This is a genomic window from Nocardia sp. Tas62D01, assembly GCF_055232035.1.
Genome location: NZ_JBUYUZ010000001.1, coordinates 1,924,518 through 1,943,076 on the forward strand (window position 1 = coordinate 1,924,518; position 18,559 = coordinate 1,943,076).

Below are 18,559 nucleotides of genomic sequence, written 5' to 3' on the forward strand. Positions count from 1 at the left end.
GCCGCTCATCGGCGGCTGGTGCTGCGACGGGTTTCGGCACACGTCAAAATGGACCCCGTGTCCCCTCTTCATGTCCACCGTTTCGGTCCCTCGACCGGACCGGTCGTGGTGGCCCTGCACGGCGTCACCGGCCACGGCAAACGCTGGGAATCCATTGCCACCGAGCACCTGCCCGGTGTCCGGATCGTCGCTCCCGACCTGCGCGGACACGGCCGGTCGACCTCGCTGCCGCCGTGGAATTTCGAAACCATCGTGCGGGATCTCGCCGAGCTGATCATCGCCGAGACCGACGAACCGGTGGTGGTGGTCGCGCACTCGTTCGGCGGCGCCTGTGCACTGCACCTCGTCGATAGCCATCCGCACCTTGTGCGAAATCTGGTCATGCTCGACTCGGCCATCGCGCTCAAACCGGAGCTACTCATGGACATCGCGCTGTCGGGCCTCGCCTCGCCGGACTACGAGAGTGTCGACGACGCGCGCCAGGACAAGGTGGCGACCGGTTGGAGTGAGGTGGAACCGCGCCTGCTCGACGCCGAACTCGCCGAACATCTGATGCCCACCGCCGAGGGCCGCGTCAGCTGGCGGATCAGCTTGCCCGCCATCAACTCGTACTGGGGTCAGCTGGCCCGCCAGTACGTGCTGCCGCCCGCGCACTTGCCCACGGTGCTGGTGCAGGCCATGAAGGTGGTGCCGCCGTTCGTGACCCCGGAGTTCCGCGCGGCTCTGACCGAGCGCCTCGGCGCCCATCTGACCGTGCTCGAATGGGACTGTGACCACATGGTCGCCCAGGCCCGTCCGGCGGAGACCGCCGCGCTGATCCGATCGGTGCTCTGAGACCGATGGCAACCACCGACGAAAAGGTCGAGCGGGTGCGCGCACTGGTTGCCATGATCCCGCCCGGCCAGGTCGCCACCTACGGCGACATCGCCGCGGCGGCGGGGCTGTCCACGCCGCGCACGGTCGGCTGGATCATGCGCACCGACTCCGCCGACCTGCCATGGCATCGGGTGATCGGGGCCGGCGGCAAGCCCGCCGCACATCTGGCCGACCGCCAACTGCGGCTGCTGGCGACCGAGGGCGTGCCGATCCGGGAAGAGCGGGTCGACCTGCGCGCGGCCCGATTTCAGTTCCCCGACACACCGAATCGGTAGCAGCGGGCAATCCGGCCACACCGCCGACGTTCGACGGTTACCGTGGAATTATGTCCACCCGCCTGGCGTGTGTCGTGTTCGATGCAGACCGGCTGCGGCTCGTCGCGGAATTCTGGGCCGAGTTGCTGGGCTGGGGGGTGACCGTCGCCCGACCCGACGAGGTCGATGTCGCGGCACCCGACCCCGACGGTCTCGAGTTGGCCCTGACCTTCCTCCCCGCGTCGCACGCGAAGCAGGGCAAGAACCGCATCCACCTCGACCTCGCCAGCCGCTCCCTGGACCATCAGCGGGTGCAGGTGGACCGGGCGCTGTCACTCGGGGCGCGCTGCATCGACATCGGGCAGGGTGCGGTGCCGTGGGTGGTGCTCGCCGATCCGGAAGGCAACGAGTTCTGCCTCCTGGAGCCACGGGAGCAGTACGTGGATACCGGCGCGGTGGCGGCCATTGTGGTCGACACGCACGACCCGGTGCGCCTTGCCGAATTCTGGTCCGCCGCGTCCGGATGGCCGGTAGAGCACCGTGGCGCGCAGGTGGCCGGACTGCGGTCGGCGACGGGACTCGGCTCCTGGTTGGAGTTCGTCCGCACTACGGACGTGAAACGCGGGCGTAATCGCCTCCATCTGGACCTTGCCTCCTTCCCCTCCGACAGCCAGGCCGACGAGGTGGCCCGACTACGTGCGGCGGGCGCGATCCCGATCGAGGCCGGCGGTGCCGGCGGCGCGCCGGGGCATGTGCTCGCCGATCCCGAGACCAACGAGTTCTGCCTGCTCCGACCGGCCGCGGACTACTCCACCGTCTGATCCGTCGCGCCAGCCTCAGCGGCGGCGCGGCGCCGACGAATTAGCATGTCGACTATGTTGTCCCTCGCTCCAGGTTCCGGCTTGTGATGGCCGCCGACGCGATCGTCCTCGCGGGCGGACGTGCCAGCCGCATGGGTGGTGTCGACAAACCCGCCATCGTCATCGGCGGACGATCCATGCTCGACTCTGCGCTGGCGGCCGTCGCGGGTTGTGTCCGCATCGTCGTGGTCGGGCCGCAACGGCCGGAGCTGGATCCGCGGATCCGGCAGGTTCGGGAGGTGCCGCCGGGGTCGGGCCCGGTGGCGGCGCTCGGCACCGGGTTGCACGCGCTCGGAGCTGTGGCGTCGCCGCTGGTGGTGGTGCTCGCGGCGGACATGCCGTTCCTGACCGACGCGGTGGTGGTCGAATTGATCGGGCATGCAATGGAATCCGGTGCGGACGCGGTGTTCGCGGCCGACGAGTCCGGACGCCCCCAGTATCTGACCGGGGTGTGGCGCAGGTCCGCGCTCGTCGCGGCGCTGCAAGCGCTGGATTCGCTGGTCAATCAGCCGATGAAGGCATTGATTCCGACCGATACGGTGACCGTCGCGATGGCGGGGATCGCCGATTGCGATACCGATGAACAGGTACGGCGCGCACGGGCGGCGGCGGGCAATGCGGTGTCGGGGTCGATCTCGGTCTCCGAAGCACCGTCGGGCGCAATCGCACCGGTAAGGGCTCCAGCCTCGGCCGGAACGAACAGGTCCCGCGATCAGCCCGCACTGGCACTGGACGACGCGCGAAACATACTGCGCGCCCATACCTCCCGACTCACCGCGTACCGTGCCGAACTACGCTCGGTACGCGGGGCCGCACTCGCCGCGCCGCTGTCCGCCACCGGACCGCTCCCCCGCTTCGACGTGTCCGCTATGGACGGCTACGCGGTCGCGGGCGACGGTCCCTGGCGATTGCGGCGCGATATCGGGTTCGCCGGTGGGCAGCGGCCGGTCGGGTTGCTGACTGGCGAGGCGGTGCGGATCGCCACCGGCGCGCATGTCCCCGACGGCACGACCAGCGTGGTCCGGGACGAGTTCGCCCGCCTCGACGCGGGCGACACCCTGCACCGGCTTCCGGACACCCCACTGCGCGACGACATCCGCCGCAGCGGCGAGGACCGCGAACCCGGCGATCTCATTGCACCCGAAGCCACCCCGGTCAACGCGACCTTGATCTCCGCCGCAGCCAGCGTGGAAGTCACCGAAGCCATGGTGCGCGGCCCGGTGCGCGCCCGCATCGTCATGACCGGCGACGAAATCCGCAGTGCCGGACCATTGCACGCGGGACAAACGCGCGACTCCATCGGCCCGGTCCTGCCGGACATGTTGTCCTGGTACGGAATCCACACCGTGGACCGCGTCCATCTGCGCGATACCCCCAATGGTTTCGACGAAGTCCTCACCGCCGCGCGCGACAGCGATCTGCTGGTCATCGTCGGCGCCACCGGCGGCGGCGCCGCGGACCAACTCCGTGGCGCCTTGGCCCGTGCGGATGCCCGAATCCTGGTGCACCGCCTGCGCCTGCGCCCGGGCGGTTCCACCGTCGTCGCCGAACTCCCCACCCGCACAGCGGTCCTCGGCCTCCCCGGCAACCCGTTCGCCGCCATCGCCACCCTGATGGCCCTGGCTCCCGCCATTGTCGACGGACTCACCGGCAGCCGCCCAGACCGCCCATTGGTCGGCCCCCTGCACAACGCCACTGAGATCGCGGGCCAGGTCCCCCGCATCGTCCCCGCCCGAATCAGCCCCACCGGCGGCTGGCGTGGCGACGCCCACATCCGTACCACCCACCTCGGCGGCCTGATCGACCGCGACGGTTTGGTCATCGTCCCCGCCGATGCCACCGATGGCACGCCGGTCGAATTCCTGCCGCTACGAGGGTAATTCGGGCAGAAACGATATCGTGCGTGAATTATCTTCATTTCGTCGCGAATTCGGTCGGTCAGTTCGCCGAGTCGAAACGGCATTTCCCTCTATCAGGAAAACAATCATCTCGAATAGCGCGACGGCCGTGTCCCCGATCTGTAATCCCAATACCCATGGCGGTGACACGCCGAATATGTCACAATGATGCCCTTCTCACCAGGCTGACCAGCTGATTTGCAATTTTGCTTCCATTAGTAATGCAGGGTCGCTACTGTGTGTTTGTTAGGCGAAAATCAATCCCCCGGAAAGGACCGAGTGGAGATGGCTGAAAAGTCGAAGAAGACGCCTAAGAAAACGCCCAAGCAGATGCCGCGGCAGCAGCAACAGCAGCGCCAGGAGCAAGGGATGCCGCGAGCAGGCGGCAAGGCCGATGGGCAGCGAATGATGCCGAACGAGCCACGTCACGGCGAGAACGACGAGCAACGCACTGAACAGCGGCGCCCCGGGCAGCACTGATCCGAATCCGCTGAAACGGCCGCCGGTCCCTGCGATCCAGGGGCCGGTGGCCCGTTTTCGTGGTCGTATCAGGCACCGACACGCAGGGATGCCGTGCAACAGCACGCGCGAGAACACGTCCCGATTCAGGTGATCGGTGCCGAGCCTGTGATCCGCGCTCGGCCCCAACAGGTTCGCGCCCGGAACCTGCCGGATCGGATCGTAGGAGGTCAGCACGCCCGCAAAGATTCCGGCAGCCGCGATCACCGCGACCAGGATCAGCCCGGCCAGACCCTGCCCGCTCCGAAACGGGGCGCAACAACGGCCGCGCGGAGTTGCTGGAAACCGTTGTCACATCGGCCGTTTCGACCGGACCGGCACCGAAGCTGCGCGCGGTCTGAGCCGATTTTTCGGACGCCGGTCCCGATCGGATACCGTTTAGCACCCCCAGCCCGACCAGCTCGGTGCGCGAAGACCTGTACGGCTACACCCGGGCTCAGCTCCCCCGGTGGCTGGCCGAAAATCGCACGGACGCAGCCGTTCCCATCGTATCGGTGCGCAACCAACAGGATTGGTTCACCTTCGCCCGCGGCGGCGCACTCGCCGCCCTGATCGGCGGCTATTTCGACCTGTCCACCGCGGGCCCGAAGCGGGAATCCTCGTCCTACGAGAAGATCGCGGGGGCCATCGGCACCCTGGTAGAGCGCATCCTGTTCCTCTCCGACCACCCGGACGAACTCGATACCTCCGTCGCGGCGGGCCGGTCGGCCGTCGGCGTGCACCGACCCGGCGAAACCAATCCCCCGCGCCCACCGCACCGCTGGATCGGCTCGTTCGCCGAACTCGACCTGTGCTGAGTCACTTTCGCTGGCGCGGAGTCACTTTCAGCCACTTTCAGCACATCTCACACGCCGGAGATGCCGATCGAACTGCGGATCGCGCCGAGGTGACCGTGCTGGACGGACGTGAAGATGCGGCGCGCGTGCACCGCGACGGGGCTGGTCGACCACGGGGCCAGCGCGGTGGTGAACATGAGTTCACACCAGGACATGGCGGGCACCTCACCCGCGGCAAGCGTTGCGATGAGCGACATTTCGGTGTCGTGAGCCGCCCAGGCGGCCAGCAGCCAGGCCGCGTCGAGGCGGCCGAGGAACTCCTCGGCGTCCTCGGGCGGACCGTGCGGGGTGTCCACGGCGAGATGGACGACGGCGGCGATCGCATGCCGCATCCGCGCGTCCAGACCGACGGCGTCGTGCAGCAGCAGCGCCTCCAGCGCGGCGCGCAGTTCCACACTCGGATCGATCAGCGGATCGGTGTCCACCGTAGCGCTTGCGCGCCAATTGCGGATCATAGGCGTGGTCTCCTTCGAGTCGATGTCGAGTGGTGGGGCGGCGATAACCGCATGTAGTGCGCAGGACTGCAGCGGGCCGGGCACGTCGCCGTCCTCGACCAGGCTGACGAGCGCGCCCGGATTCCAGTCCAGCCTGCCGAAAGCCCGGCACCAGTCCAGCGCCGGATTGTCCTCGGCCACCACCACATCCAGCGCCAAGCCGGACATCGACGCGGCGCAGGCCAGCGTGATGGTGTCCACATCGGGTTCGGTGATGGTCAGATGCAGGGTCGCCTCGTGGTGGCCCGCGTCGGCGCAGACCCGGCCCGCCAACCAGACCGCTCTGGCTGCCGCGGCCATTGTTCCGGCGCGGGGGTCGCCGTGCGGATGGTCGGCATCGCTGTCGAGGAAGGGGCCGAACCAGAGCGCTCGGCCCTCGTCACCGCACACCGCGAAGGTGCCGTTCGAGCAGTCCGCGGCCGCGGCCAGCGTGATGTGGGGCACCCACTGAACCTCATTCACCATGAAACATTCACTCCCCGCAATATACGCGCAAACTGTCCTCATCGAACGGTGAATCTCGGTGTAGTCGTCAACTTCGCGATTTCTCCGATAAACGGATCAAATACGTTTTCACCGATGGTTGTCCAGACAATCTAGAACATCGGACACGCCCTGTGAGGTACTTACACCGGCCAGTGAAAGCCCTGGTCATACATAACACGCAACTGTGGCTGGCATCCTGCGGGCAAAGCGTCGGTCGGCGGCTGCGCGGCCAGTAGCGTTCGTCAGCATGCCATACGTTCAATCGGGCTCGGTCACAATCCATTTCCGACCCAGCCCGACCCCTGGTCCGGTCCTGTTGCTCGGGCACGGATTTCTCATGGACGAGTCCATGTTTGATCCTTTGCGAAAACCGCTGGCAGCGGCCGGAATCAATGTGGTGACGTGGGATGCGCGCGGCCACGGTGATACCCGGGCTCCGCGCGACGAGCCGTTCACCTATTGGGATCTCGCCGTCGATGCACTGGCCGTATTGAATGCCATCGGCGTCGAAAAGGCGGTCGTCGGCGGGATGAGTCAGGGCGGTTACGCGGCACTGCGCACCGCCCTGCTCGCACCCGATCGGGTGCTCGGCATTGCATTGCTCGACACCGAGGCGGGGGCCTGCAGCCTGCATGAATTGGCGCACTTTCGCGCCTTTTTCGAGGCCTGGTGCGGCCAGGACCCCCTCGCGCCGATTACCGAGACGCTGGCGCCGGAGCTGATCGGCGGCCCCGATCCGGCCGCATGGACCCCGTGGACCACCCGCTGGCAAGCCGGTGATCGCTTCGCCATACGTGCGGCCGCCGAATGCCTGATGACACGCGATTCGGTACTGCGCAGACTGCACGAAATCGAGGTGCCCGCACTGGTTTTGCGTGGCAGCCACGACGCGTCGAGCACCGCGGCCAAGTCGTCGGCACTGGCCGAGGGACTCCCCGGTGCGTCCGGGGTGGTCACGGTGCCCGATGCCGGGCATGGCGCGGCCTGGACGCATCCGGAACTGGTGGCGCCGCCGCTGCTGCGGTTGATGCGCCGGGCTATCTACGCGGGGCAGGGGGTGCGAATGCCGAGGAAGAACTGAACTCGGCCCGGATAGTTGCCGGAATCCACCCGGAACATCTGGACATCGAGGCTGTAGCACTCGCCGCTGTCCAGGTCGCGAATATGCATCGGCTGGTCGCGGCCGTAGGTGGTGCCGCCGGCGGCCCACATTTCTCGGAATTCCGGGTAGTCGCCGAGTTCGTCGAGCAGTTCGGTGGACCACGCGGTATCGACCGACTGGCCGATCAGCCCGCGCAACCAATCCACTGTGAGCGCGGCCTCGCGCCGCCAATCGACCATGACCCGCTTGGACAACTCGTTACCGAAGAACCAGCGCAGTATATTGAGCTCCTCGACCAATCCGGGGAATGTCGAGGCATAGGTTTCGTTGCAGAACAAAATGTTCCAGCGGGTATCGAGGTAGCTCGCCGCATTCGGTTCGTGCAGCTGCAACCCGTTGCGCATGTCGCCGCTGATCTCCGCACGCAACTGCGGCACCGTCGGAAATGTGTCCTCGGCCAGTCCCGCCAGGTCGAATAGATGTCTGCGTTCGGTGTCGGCCAGCGGGCTGATCCGATCCAGATATCCGATCAGTGCGGTCACCACCGCCTTGGTGGGATGATCGCGATCGCCGCCCTCCAGATGCGTGATATAGCTGGAGCTGACCCCCGCGGCGAATGCCAGCTTTTCTCGAGATATGCGCCGATCGTCGCGCAGTCGGCGAAGCAACCCCCCGAAGGTGGGTGGCCGCAATTGACTCCCGTCGCCGGCACCAGTCGACTTGCTTAGCACAGCAATCCACTCCTATGAAGCTGTAGATGTATCAACAAGTTGGGTACTTCTGCACAAGAGCTAAACTGGACCGTCCGCGCCGCCCGCGACGCCGACGCGCTCGAGTTATACATAGCTTCAATCGTCGACGATGAGATCTTCAACCCACCGGACAAGATATTGAATGATATTACTTCTTTATATTTGGACCCCACGCCATCCACCCGCTACATCACAGCTATCGAAATGAGGCCGAGTCGGTCTCGCCGCACCAACATTCGGAGTACACACCCACTCCACACCGAGGGGGCGGTGTTTCCGGTCGCGGGACTCGCTCGACGCCGTGCCTTGTCGATCCGATCGACACGGGTTTCCGGGCGTTTGGCCTCGGTGATCGCCGGCCGCCACCGCCCAGCGCCGCGATGACCTCCGCGGGCACGCAGACGTAAGCGCCACCACCGGCGCCGGACTCGATCGTGGCCTCGAATCGCTGCATGCTCGCAGAATAATCCCAGCGTGTGGCGTCGCGATCACTCGCGCCACCGGCCGCTGCGATCCGCTGCTGATTCGATATCCAACGCGAGAAACCCGCCCGTTCGCCTGGGACAACGGCGAGGGGCGGGTCTTCGCGAGGTGGCGGGTACCGGAGGGTGGTGGCTCAGGCCCGATCGTAGGCGTCCTGCAGGGCTTGCAGGTCGAGCTTGGACATGGTGCGCAGGGCCGCGCCGACGGCGGCGGTCTTGGCGGGGTCGCCGCCCATCAGTTTGGGAAGCGCGGCAGGGGCCACCTGCCAGGCCAGGCCATACCGGTCGGTGAGCCAGCCGCAGGGACCGGGCTCGCCGCCCTCTACCAGAGCGTCCCACAGCTGGTCGACCTCGGCCTGGGTCTCGACGATGACTTGCACCGACGCGGCGTCGGTGAGTGGGTGCCCCGGGCCGCCGTTCATCAGCGTGTAGGACTGGCCGTCCAGCTCGAGGGCGACGATGAACGCCGAACCGTCGGGGTTGCGGGTCACCTCGACGACACGGGAGTTGGGGACGATCTCGGTGTAGCGGGTGGCGGCTTCCTCTGCCTGGTTGTCGAACCAGAAGAAGGTGGTGACGCTCATGATGGGCTCCTAGCGTGGTTGATGACTTGCTGTCACCCTCCGGTCGGAGCCGATCGGCGCGCTTCGACATATCCCGACAGATTTCTCGAGATTCTTTTCGCGGTCAGGCACAGGGCGGCGGGTCCGCGTCCTCGAAGAGCGGTTTGCCGGTGGGTGAGGGCCTAGACGACGTCGAGGACCAGTGGTTCGGCGCCGAGGTTGCGGCCGATGCGCACGTTCCAGGAGCCCGCGGGCTCGTAGATGAACTCCCCGGTGCGGTAGGCCGGGCCGTCGCAGTCCGGGCCTGGGTGGGTCAGGCCCCGCGCATGAATGGCGTCATCGCGGCAGCGTAACCAGCACGACGACGTCGGGGGAGGGCTCGTGCCCGAGCTATCGGGTGATCCGCAGAATTCATTCAGTATTCGCGCCCGAATCGCGGTGTCGAGTTGCTCGATGCGCCGAGTCCATACAGCATCGGGAGCCATGCCGTCCAATTCGTTGAACCCCGCCGGCGATGTTCCGGATACGGGGATACCCGAAGGGCTCGCCGCCCACATGACGATGACCGAGCAGCACGAGTGGCATCAGGCGTTCCTGCGCCGCAACTCGGTCTCCCGGCGCAATGTCCTGCGAGGTGCGGCCGCCGTCGCGGCGGTCGCGGCGGTGGGCGGCTCGCCGTTCGGTCGGCGCGCGTACGCCGAAGGGGCGCAGCTCGCGGTCGGCGGACGGCATGTGGGATACGGGCCGGATGCCGCCAGCCAGCTGCGGTTCGCCGCACAGCTCTCGCGTACGCCCGTGGGCACGAAGGTCTTCCTCGATCACGGACCGACGCCCGCGCTCGGCGCGACCATCGACGCGGAGGTGCGCAATCTGCTGACGCAGGTACCCACCGGCGACGGCGGAGTGCTTGCGGCCGAACAGTTTTACGTGCACGCACCGGTGGACGGGCTACCGGGCCGGGTGCCGCATTTCTACCGGTGGCGAACCTCCGACGGCTTCGTCGGCGACATCAGGACCGCCGCCCCGGCGATGCCGACCGCGCGCGCCGCGATCGTGCCGTTCCGGTTCACCATGATGGGTGACCAGGGCACCGACGAAACCCCGGGCCGGCCCCAGGGTGTCACGCCCGGCGACTACGACGACAAGTATTACAAGCTGGACAACGATCCGACGGTGCCGCACGCATCCAATGTGATTCGCCAAATCGCCGCTGCCAAGCCGGATTTCCACATTCTCGCCGGGGATATCGCCTACGCGGACCCGTCCGGCGCGGGCAAGCCGAACCAGTTCGTCACGCATGGCGGGCAGCTGCCGAGCGGCTTCGACAAGTTCAACCCGTACGTGTGGGATGTCTACTTCGGCGCCATCGAGACCAGCGCCGCGCAGACGCCGTGGATGTTCGCCACCGGCAACCACGACATGGAGGCGACCTACAGAACCCTCGGCTACGGCGGGCATCTCGCGCGCCTGGATTTCCCGGGCAACGGGCCCGCCGGGTGCCCCTCGGCCTACTCGTTCACCTACGGCAACGTCGCGGTGCTTTCTCTCGACGCCAACGACGTCTCCTACGAGATCCGCGCCAACACCGGCTATTCCGGTGGGGCACAAACGAGTTGGGTCGAGCGCACGCTCGCCGCCTACCGCGCGAACCCGGACATCGACTTCATCGTCTGCTTCTTCCACCACTGCGCCTACTCGACCACCGAGACGCACGCCAGCGACGGCGGCGTTCGCGACGCGTGGGCCGGACTGTTCGACAGGTATCAGGTCGATCTGGTGCTGCAGGGCCACAACCACGTCTACGAGCGCACCGACCCGATCCGTTCGGGCGGCGCCACGAAGGTTGCCGGCGACAACTCGATCGTCTACCCGGAGACCGACGGCACCGTCTACTACACCGTCGGCGGTGGCGGCCGCCCCCGCTACGACTTCCAGCCCGGTTCCCGGGAATCCTTCCGCGGCAACGAATTGCCGGACACCACCGTGCCCAACAGCTACGTGTGGACGCCGAGCGGCGACAAAAAGGACGAACCGGCTCCGTGGTCGCGGGTCCGCTTCCGCAACTACTCGTTCCTGCGCGTCGATGTCCGACCCGGCATCTTTTCCAGCGAAATGGACGTGGTCGCCGTCGACGAATATGGTCGTGAGTTCGACCGCGTCACCTTCCGGCGCCTCGCCCGCGCCGGGCACTGAGTCCGGGCTGGCGCACCGACTTTCCGCACGCGTCACCGGCGCGTCACAGCCCGCGATGCGCGTGGCGCGGCGGTGGAGCTACTTCTTCGCGGGGAGGGAGCGGACGTAGTCGACGCTGCGGTCTACCCACTCGAGCAGCGCGTCGTCATGGTCCAGGGCCTCCGCGGTGACCCGTAGCCAGCCGTGCACCTCGCGCCCGCCCATCACCATCGATTCGACGAATTCCCGCGCGAGCAGCTCGTCGGCGGCGGCGGGATCGACCCGCACCAGTAGCCCGCCCTTCCCGCTGGCCGCTACCGCCATATTGCCGCCGATCAGGAATGCCAGACCGCCGAACAGCTTCTTCTCGGTCAGATCGGGTCCGGGTTCGATCAGCTCTCGGATCCGGTCGGCCAGTTCCACGTCGTATGCCATACGTCACATTGTCGACCCTGGCACCGACAAGTTCGGCGGCACGCGGCCGGCCCCGACGAGTGGCGCCCCCGGTCCCGACGGCGCCGGTGGGCGGCGGTTATGCGCCGATGGCGGCGGCGAAGACCGGCCAGGACAGGTGGAGGTCGTCCTGCCAGTAGGACCAGACGTGGCCCCCGGGTCGGAAGTTGACGGTGGCCGGGATGCCGAGTGCGGCGAGGCGATCGGTGAAGGGCCGGGTGCACCCGTTGATGACGGTCTCCATGGTGCCGCCGACCAGCATTCGGTCAAGCAGCCGAGCCGGGTTGCCGTCGATGCCGCGGTCGCCGAGCGTCTCGTGCGCGCCTGGTGCGCCATCGCCCGAGGAAATGTAGAGAGCCACGCCGCGCAAGCGCTCGGCCTGCAACATCGGGTCGTGCTCGGCCCAGGCGGGGTTGTCGGCCGCACCCCACATGTTGTCGGCGTTCGCGCCGAACACCGCGAGCTGGGCGTGGACGTAGGCGTTGGCCAGCGCGTCGCTGGTGCGCGGGCAGCCGCTGTATGCGCCGACCGCTTGGTAGAAGCCGGGAGCGCCGATCGCCAGGTTCAGCGCGGAGGTCGCGGACATGGACAGTCCCGCAATGGCATTGCGCCCGGTCATGCCGAAGCGCGATTCGAGCAGCGGGGGCAGTTCCCTGGTCAGGAAGGTGGTCCACTGGCTGCGGCCGAGCGCGGGATCGTCGCGCAGCCAGTCGGTGTAGTAGCTGGCGCGCCCACTCATCGGCAGGATCACATTGACGTGCTTGTCGGCGAAGAAGTCCGCGATGTCGGTGCGGCGCGTCCACGGTCCGCCGTCTTCACCACCGTCCACGGCATTGAGCAAATACAGCGCGGGCGCACCCGGACCTGGATGCGACATCCACAGCGTGATAGGCCGATTCATCGCGGCCGAATGGACCACCACCTCGAACTGCGCTCCACCCAATGGGCGTACGTCGAGGATGCTGGAGTCGCCGGGATCGGCCGCCGCGACCGTAGCGGGGATAATCGCGGCGACGAGAGCGAGCAGGGGAACCAGGCATCGCAAGAATGAGCGCAGCGAGTGAATCATCGGCACATCATCCTTCGCGCTCGGCGGACCCGAGCGCAGCAAGTCGAAGCCATGTGCCGATACATGTCATGGATTTTCGCGCATCGAGACTCCGGTACGTAGCACATTCAGCGGGCGTGTTCGCCGGGCGAGTGAACCCGCAAGTCGGAGATCGCGTCGACGGCAACATCCGCGCGCTCCATCCGCTCGGCGATCGACCAGCGCAGCTTGCGCGGCAGATCCGGTGCGACATGGGTGAACGCCCGTGCCGGACCGGCGAGCGAGGGCGCCTGCAGTCCGTAGGCGGGCCGATCGGTGACATAGCGGGCCAGCCCCGGCGTAGCGTCAAGCCAGCGAGACCGCTGAGTGCACACAGAACAGTGGCGGGCGAGTTCCGTTGCGGCGCAACGTGAGCAGAACACCGAGCGCGTCGTCGTCGGCGCCCGGGTCGGCGCCGTCATAGCCCTCGATCCGCTCGGCGAGTGCCACGACGGTGGGCGTGGTGTAGATCCAGCGGACAGTCACCGGCACTGCCGTCGCGGCCGTCAGCTCCGCCGACACGGCGACGCCGAGCAGCGAGTTGCCGCCGAACTCGAAGAAGTCGTCGTCGTGGCCGATACGTTGCGGGCATGGGCGGCCAGGCAATCCGCCTGACCGACCTCGGCCACCTCACCTATTCCGGTGATGCGAGTTCACGCACCGATACCCGGTGATCAGACCGCGCGGGCGCGTACCAATTCACGGGCGGCAGTGCGGTAGCGCTCTGCGATGAGCCGCACGACGGCGGGGTGGACGCCGATGGGTTCTGCGACGCCGTCGGCGCCCGCTTCGTGCAGGCGCTGTTGGAACAGGCCGTGGGCCAGCAGATACGAGGCGATGAAGACACGCTCAGCGCCCGAGTCACGCAGCGAGGCAACGACTTCCGGCACGCGCGGCGCTCCGGTCGCGACGTAGCCGATACGCACCGGTGCGCCGAGACGTTCCGCCAGCATGGCGGCGGCACACCGGACATCCTGGCGCGCACGGGCATCCGAGGATCCGGCGGCGGCGAAGACCACCGCGTCACCAGGTCGCCAGCCTGCCGCGCGCAGGCGCATGGCCATGATGCGGGCCAGCGCCGGGTCGGGTCCCATGGCCGGGGTGACCCCGACGGCGGGGTGCCCACTCTCGGCCACCTCGCGTGGCACGTCCTGGTACACGTGATACCCGGAGGCGAGGAACGCCGGAACCACCACGGCGGGAACGGATTCCCCCGCCACGTCGATCAGATCGCGCAGCACCTCGGACGGCGACGGACCCAGCACATCCACGAACGCGGTACGCACCCAGGGCTGCTCGAACGCATCCCCCACGGAACTATCCGCGCCGACCGAGGCATCCGCCACGGGAGCGCCGGCGCCGCGCCCCGAAATCGCGGCGCCGAGCTCCCGTGACACCGCCTCGGCCAGCGCGGCGATCATCTGCACGCCCCTGGTTCTTCTGGTGCCGTGCGCCACCAGTACCAGGGCCGGAGCCGTCACCAGCTCCCCGTGATCTGTGCGTATCGCGCCGGTGGGCCGATACCGGATACCCCGTCGACGGGCCGTGGGTAGTTATCGGTGCATTCGGCGGCGTCCAGCGCCAGCCGGTAGCCGCGTTTGACCACTGTCTGAATTGCCTTCGGTGTGCCGAGCCCGGCGCGCAGCCGGGCGATCGCGGTCTCCACGGCGTGGGTGTCCTCTCCGCCACCGGGCAGCGCCGCGAGCAGATCCTCCCTGGACACCACCCGTCCGGGCTGGCGAGCCAGCGATCGCATCAACGCCATCGGCGCAGGCGCCAGCTGACGCACGTCCCCATCGACCACCACACACGCCCCACGCACACTGATCGTGTGTCCTGCGGCGTAGATCCGGTTGGCGCGCCGCGGCAGTTCTTCGGCGACGTGCCTGGCCAGCGCACCGAGCCGGGCCCGCCCCGGCATCGAGGTGGCTACGCCGAGTTCCTCCAGCGGCGCCGCCGTAATCGGCCCGACGCATGCGGGCAGCACCCGGCCGCGCAATGCGTGCAGTACGCCCTCGAGCAGCCCGGTTTCCTTGGCGCGCATCAACAGTGACGCTACCGCGGGCGCACTGGTGAAGGTCACGCAGTCCAGGCTCGCTGTCACGATGCCCTCGATCAGGTGATCCATCGGACCCTGATCCTCCGGCGGGATCCAGCGATACACCGGCACCGGCACGACATCCGCTCCGGCACAACGCAATACCTCACAGAAGTCGGGTACCGGCTCCCATTCGGTAGTGGCGCCGTGCAATTGGACCGCGATCCGCACGCCCTCCACGCCCTCGGCGAGCAAATGGTCGAGCACCTCGGCCGAGGATTCCGAGGCGGGCGACCATTCCTCGCGCAGTTCCGCGGCGCGGATGGCGCCCTTGGCCTTCGGTCCGCGTGCCAGCATCCTGGTCGAGGCCAACGTGCTGCGCAGGTCTTCGGCGATCCCCCACCCCTCGGCCGCCTCCATCCAGCCGCGGAAACCGATTCCGGTGGTGGCCACCGCGATCCGCGGCGGATCGGCGACCAGCAGCCTGGTTACCCGCTCCAACTCGGTGTCGTCGGGGAGCGGAATGATCCGGATGGCCGGGGCGGACACGATACCGGCGCCTCGTCGGGTGAGCAGCGTGGCGAACTCCTCGGCCCGCCTGGCCGCGGTGATGCCGACCGTGAATCCGGCCAGGCAGGCGCCCGCATCGATAGTTGTCATGCCGATCCACCATCCGAAGAGTCGAGCCCGGCGAGCGGCTCGTTGGAAACCGAAACGATGCCGTCGTCGACACGCACCGCGTATACCGGCAGCGCCGCCGAGTCATCGTCCAGGCAACGCCCGTCGATCAGCGAAAATGCCTGCTTCAACAGCGGCGAGGCGACGACGGGGATGCCGCCGCGATCACCGACGATCCCCCGCGACATTACTGCCGCCCGGCCGATTGGATCAATATTGCCGACGGCATAGAGCAGGCCGTCGGCCAGCAGAAAGAGGGCGGCCTGTCGGCCACCTCTGAGCAACACCGCAACGCCGCGGCCGGGGATCAGGTAGTCGAGCCGGCACGCCTGCGTCCACTCGATGGTGGTAGCTGCGGAGATACCGGTGGTATCGATCACGGTCATCGGTGTCCTCCTCCAAACGCCTTACCCATTGGTACAGACGTCCTGTTTCTAGGGGGTTAAGCGGTCATTGCCCGCGTGTGGCGACCGGAACGTCCGGCATCCCTAGCAGCACCGGCACCTTGCGTTCTCCGCTGTCGTCGAACGAAATCGTCGGATCGGCCTCCTCGGGGGCATTGACGAAGGACACGAAGCGCGACAGCTTCTCCTCGTCGTCGAGCACCGCGGCCCACTCGTCTCGGTAGCCCGCGACATGCTGGGCCATGGCCGCCTCCAGATCGTCGGCGATGCCGAGGCTGTCCTCGCACACCACCTGCTCGAGGTAATCGATGCCGCCTTCGAGCGCCTCCTGCCACGGCGCGGTGCGCTGCAAACGGTCGGCGGTGCGGACATAGAACATCAGATACCTGTCGATGTACTTGATCAGCGTCTCGTCGTCGAGTTCACCGGCGAGCAGCACCGCGTGCTTCGGCGAAAGTCCGCCGTTGCCACCGACATACAGGTTCCAGCCGTGTTCGGTCGCGATGACGCCGACGTCCTTGCCGCGCGCCTCGGCGCATTCGCGGGCACAGCCGGAGACCGCCAGCTTCAGCTTGTGCGGCGAACGCAGTCCGCGGTAACGCTTTTCCAGCAGCACGGCCATGCCGACCGAATCCTGCTGGCCGTAGCGGCACCAGGTGGAGCCGACGCAGCTCTTGACGGTGCGCAGGGACTTGCCGTAAGCGTGGCCGGATTCCATGCCCACGTCTCCGAGACGCTTCCAGATCAGCGGCAGCTGTTCGACGCGGGCGCCGAACAGGTCGATGCGCTGGCCGCCGGTGACCTTGATGTAGAGGCCGAATTCCTTGGCCAGCTCGCCGATGGTGATCAACTGCTCCGCGGTGACCTCGCCGCCGGGCATCCGCGGCACCACCGAGTAGGTGCCGTTCTTCTGCAGGTTGGCCAGGAAGTGGTCGTTGGTGTCCTGTAGCGCCGCCTGCTCGCCGTCGAGAATGTGCTCGCTCGAGGTGGAGGCCAGGATGGAGGCCACCGTCGGCTTGCAGATATCGCAGCCGGTTCCCTTGCCATACTTGGCAATCAGGCCGGAGAAGGTGCGGATGCCGGTGACCTGGACGATCTGGAACAGCTCCGCACGCGACTGGCCGAAGTGTTCGCACAGCGCCTTGGACATCTCCACGCCGGACTGCTCAAGCAGCTTCTTGAGCGTGGGAACGCAACCGCCGCAAGAGGTTCCGGCGGACGTACACTTCTTGATGCCGGGCACATCGCAGGCGCCGTCCGCGATGGCGCCGCAGATCGCGCCCTTGGAAACGTTGTTGCAGGAACAGATCTGGGCGTCGTCGGGCAGTGCGTCGGCGCCCAATTCGGCGCCCGCCGGAGAGATCAGCGCGGCGGGCTCGGCGGGCAGCGGCCGCCCGACCAGCGGGCGCAGCGCCGAATAGGCGGTGGCGTCGCCGACCAGGATGCCGCCGAGCAGGATCCGCGCGTCGTCGGAGACAACGAGTTTCGCATAGGTGCCCTTCGCGGCGTCGTGCAGTACCACCGACAGCGCACCCTCGGTGGTCGCATGCGCGTCGCCGAAGCTGGCCACATCGACACCGAGCAGCTTGAGCTTGGTCGACATGTCCGCGCCGGGGAATTCGCCTGCGCCACCGAGCAATCGGTCCGCGACGATCTCGGCGGTGGTGTAGCCGGGGGCGACCAGGCCGTAGCAGGTGCCCTCGACGGCCGCGCATTCGCCGATGGCGAAGATGTTCGGGTCCGAGGTCCGTAGCCCGAGGTCGGTGATGATGCCGCCGCGCGGGCCGACCTCGATGCCACTGTCGCGGGCGATCTGGTCGCGCGGGCGGACACCGGCGGAGAAAACCACCAGCGCGGCGTCGATCTCCGACTCGTCGGACAACGTAACCTTCACGCGCCCAGGCGCGTGCGCCTCGATCGATGATGTCCCGGCACCGGTGTGCACCTGCAGGCCGATCTCGGTGACCAGCTTCGCCAGGATGGCGCCGCCGCCCTCGTCGATCTGCGCGGGCATCAGCCGCTGGTTGTGCTCCACCACGTGCGGGGTCAACCCGAGCAGCCGCAGCGCGTTGGCCGCCTCCAGCCCGAGCAGGCCACCGCCGACCACCACGCCGACCGCGCCCGGCCCGGCCGCGTCGGCCGCGGCCCGGATGCCGTCCAGGTCATCGATGGTGCGGTAGACGAAGCATTCCGGCAGATCGTGGCCGGGGACCGGCGGCACGAACGGATACGAACCGGTGGCAAGCACCAGCGCGTCGTAGGCGATGGTGTCGCCCGCGGAGGTGGTGACCTTGCGCGCGTCCCGGTCGATGGTCTCCGCACGATGACCGAGCCGCAGCTCGACCAACGCGTCACCGGCGTATTTGTTGCCGGGCAGCGCGAGCGCGCTCGCATCCCAGTTACCGACGTAGGAGGACAGCGCGACGCGGTCGTAGGCGGGCAGCCGTTCCTCGCTGAGGACGACGATCTGCCACTGACCGTCCTCGTCCCGAGATCGCAACGCCTCGACGAACCGGTGCCCGACCATGCCGTGGCCGACGACCACCGCGGTCTTGCGCTGGGTGGGTTCGACGGTGGAGTTCATGATGTGTCCTCCCTGGAGGGT

20 protein-coding genes are annotated in these 18,559 nt (G+C 67.6%); 7 read left to right on the plus strand and 13 right to left on the minus strand.

What is annotated here, in order from left to right:
- Nucleotides 1–48: 48 nt before the first annotated feature.
- From ACV7NQ_RS09430 to ACV7NQ_RS09445, 4 genes are all read left to right on the plus strand, one after another.
- Complete coding sequence (locus ACV7NQ_RS09430) at nucleotides 49–834, plus strand: alpha/beta fold hydrolase (RefSeq protein WP_463359271.1); 786 nt, start codon at nucleotides 49–51, stop codon at nucleotides 832–834.
- A 5-nt stretch (nucleotides 835–839) separates the two neighbouring features.
- Nucleotides 840–1,151 carry an MGMT family protein gene (locus tag ACV7NQ_RS09435; RefSeq protein ID WP_463359272.1) on the plus strand — a complete coding sequence of 104 codons (312 nt, stop codon included), beginning with the start codon at nucleotides 840–842 and terminating at the stop codon, nucleotides 1,149–1,151.
- A 50-nt stretch (nucleotides 1,152–1,201) separates the two neighbouring features.
- Nucleotides 1,202–1,951, plus strand: coding sequence for a VOC family protein (locus tag ACV7NQ_RS09440; RefSeq protein ID WP_463359273.1), 750 nt, complete (start codon nucleotides 1,202–1,204; stop codon nucleotides 1,949–1,951).
- 86 nt (nucleotides 1,952–2,037) lie between these two features.
- Nucleotides 2,038–3,870 (plus strand): NTP transferase domain-containing protein, encoded by a 1,833-nt coding sequence (locus ACV7NQ_RS09445; RefSeq protein WP_463359274.1) that lies wholly within the window; start codon nucleotides 2,038–2,040, stop codon nucleotides 3,868–3,870.
- Between the two features lie 264 nt (nucleotides 3,871–4,134).
- Here ACV7NQ_RS09445 and ACV7NQ_RS09450 read toward each other — a convergent pair whose 3' ends face one another.
- Nucleotides 4,135–4,614 carry a hypothetical protein gene (locus ACV7NQ_RS09450; protein ID WP_463359275.1) on the minus strand — a complete coding sequence of 160 codons (480 nt, stop codon included), beginning with the start codon at nucleotides 4,612–4,614 and terminating at the stop codon, nucleotides 4,135–4,137.
- A 197-nt stretch (nucleotides 4,615–4,811) separates the two neighbouring features.
- On the opposite strand from ACV7NQ_RS09450, the gene ACV7NQ_RS09455 reads away from it, so the two are divergent.
- A complete protein-coding gene (locus ACV7NQ_RS09455) occupies nucleotides 4,812–5,204 on the plus strand; it encodes an HAD family hydrolase (protein WP_463359276.1) in 393 nt (130 codons plus the stop codon).
- 47 nt (nucleotides 5,205–5,251) lie between these two features.
- On the opposite strand, the gene ACV7NQ_RS09460 is transcribed toward ACV7NQ_RS09455, so the two are convergent.
- Nucleotides 5,252–6,202: a hypothetical protein gene (locus tag ACV7NQ_RS09460; RefSeq protein WP_463359277.1), complete on the minus strand. Its 951-nt coding sequence runs from the start codon at nucleotides 6,200–6,202 to the stop codon at nucleotides 5,252–5,254.
- 268 nt (nucleotides 6,203–6,470) lie between these two features.
- Here ACV7NQ_RS09460 and ACV7NQ_RS09465 point away from each other — a divergent pair, with 268 nt between their 5' ends.
- The gene (locus ACV7NQ_RS09465) at nucleotides 6,471–7,304 is read left to right on the plus strand and encodes an alpha/beta fold hydrolase (protein WP_463359278.1); all 834 of its coding nucleotides are present in this window, start codon (nucleotides 6,471–6,473) and stop codon (nucleotides 7,302–7,304) included.
- Here the strand turns inward: ACV7NQ_RS09465 and ACV7NQ_RS09470 are convergent.
- The 3 genes from ACV7NQ_RS09470 to ACV7NQ_RS09480 all read right to left on the minus strand — a co-directional run bounded on the left by ACV7NQ_RS09470 (nucleotide 7,265) and on the right by ACV7NQ_RS09480 (nucleotide 9,607).
- Entirely contained in the window at nucleotides 7,265–8,056 is a 792-nt protein-coding gene (locus ACV7NQ_RS09470; RefSeq protein ID WP_463359279.1) for a helix-turn-helix transcriptional regulator, read from the minus strand. The genes ACV7NQ_RS09465 and ACV7NQ_RS09470 overlap by 40 nt on opposite strands.
- Nucleotides 8,057–8,693: 637 nt before the next feature.
- Nucleotides 8,694–9,143, minus strand: a complete 450-nt coding sequence (locus tag ACV7NQ_RS09475) for a VOC family protein (protein WP_463359280.1) — start codon at nucleotides 9,141–9,143, stop codon at nucleotides 8,694–8,696.
- Nucleotides 9,144–9,304: 161 nt separating this feature from the next.
- The gene (locus ACV7NQ_RS09480; protein WP_463359281.1) at nucleotides 9,305–9,607 is read right to left on the minus strand and encodes a hypothetical protein; all 303 of its coding nucleotides are present in this window, start codon (nucleotides 9,605–9,607) and stop codon (nucleotides 9,305–9,307) included.
- Here ACV7NQ_RS09480 and ACV7NQ_RS09485 point away from each other — a divergent pair.
- Complete coding sequence (locus ACV7NQ_RS09485) at nucleotides 9,606–11,315, plus strand: metallophosphoesterase (protein WP_463359282.1); 1,710 nt, start codon at nucleotides 9,606–9,608, stop codon at nucleotides 11,313–11,315. The two genes, ACV7NQ_RS09480 and ACV7NQ_RS09485, sit on opposite strands and share 2 nt — an antisense overlap.
- A gap of 78 nt (nucleotides 11,316–11,393) precedes the next feature.
- Here the strand turns inward: ACV7NQ_RS09485 and ACV7NQ_RS09490 are convergent, their stop codons facing one another.
- The 8 genes from ACV7NQ_RS09490 to nirB all read right to left on the minus strand — a co-directional run bounded on the left by ACV7NQ_RS09490 (nucleotide 11,394) and on the right by nirB (nucleotide 18,538).
- Complete coding sequence (locus ACV7NQ_RS09490) at nucleotides 11,394–11,729, minus strand: TfoX/Sxy family protein (protein WP_463359283.1); 336 nt, start codon at nucleotides 11,727–11,729, stop codon at nucleotides 11,394–11,396.
- A gap of 97 nt (nucleotides 11,730–11,826) precedes the next feature.
- Nucleotides 11,827–12,816: an alpha/beta hydrolase gene (locus tag ACV7NQ_RS09495; protein WP_463359284.1), complete on the minus strand. Its 990-nt coding sequence runs from the start codon at nucleotides 12,814–12,816 to the stop codon at nucleotides 11,827–11,829.
- A 107-nt stretch (nucleotides 12,817–12,923) separates the two neighbouring features.
- Nucleotides 12,924–13,169 carry a hypothetical protein gene (locus ACV7NQ_RS09500; protein ID WP_463359285.1) on the minus strand — a complete coding sequence of 82 codons (246 nt, stop codon included), beginning with the start codon at nucleotides 13,167–13,169 and terminating at the stop codon, nucleotides 12,924–12,926.
- Nucleotides 13,141–13,440, minus strand: coding sequence for a phosphopantetheine-binding protein (locus tag ACV7NQ_RS09505; RefSeq protein WP_463359286.1), 300 nt, complete (start codon nucleotides 13,438–13,440; stop codon nucleotides 13,141–13,143). Before ACV7NQ_RS09505 ends, ACV7NQ_RS09500 begins: the two co-directional genes overlap by 29 nt.
- 68 nt (nucleotides 13,441–13,508) lie before the next feature.
- Nucleotides 13,509–14,315 (minus strand): sirohydrochlorin chelatase, encoded by an 807-nt coding sequence (locus ACV7NQ_RS09510; RefSeq protein ID WP_463359287.1) that lies wholly within the window; start codon nucleotides 14,313–14,315, stop codon nucleotides 13,509–13,511.
- A complete protein-coding gene (locus ACV7NQ_RS09515) occupies nucleotides 14,312–15,532 on the minus strand; it encodes a uroporphyrinogen-III synthase (protein ID WP_463359288.1) in 1,221 nt (406 codons plus the stop codon). Before ACV7NQ_RS09515 ends, ACV7NQ_RS09510 begins: the two co-directional genes overlap by 4 nt.
- A complete protein-coding gene (gene nirD / locus ACV7NQ_RS09520) occupies nucleotides 15,529–15,936 on the minus strand; it encodes a nitrite reductase small subunit NirD (protein WP_463359289.1) in 408 nt (135 codons plus the stop codon). Before nirD ends, ACV7NQ_RS09515 begins: the two co-directional genes overlap by 4 nt.
- A 64-nt stretch (nucleotides 15,937–16,000) precedes the next feature.
- Entirely contained in the window at nucleotides 16,001–18,538 is a 2,538-nt protein-coding gene (gene nirB / locus ACV7NQ_RS09525) for a nitrite reductase large subunit NirB (RefSeq protein WP_463359290.1), read from the minus strand.
- Nucleotides 18,539–18,559: the final 21 nt, after the last annotated feature.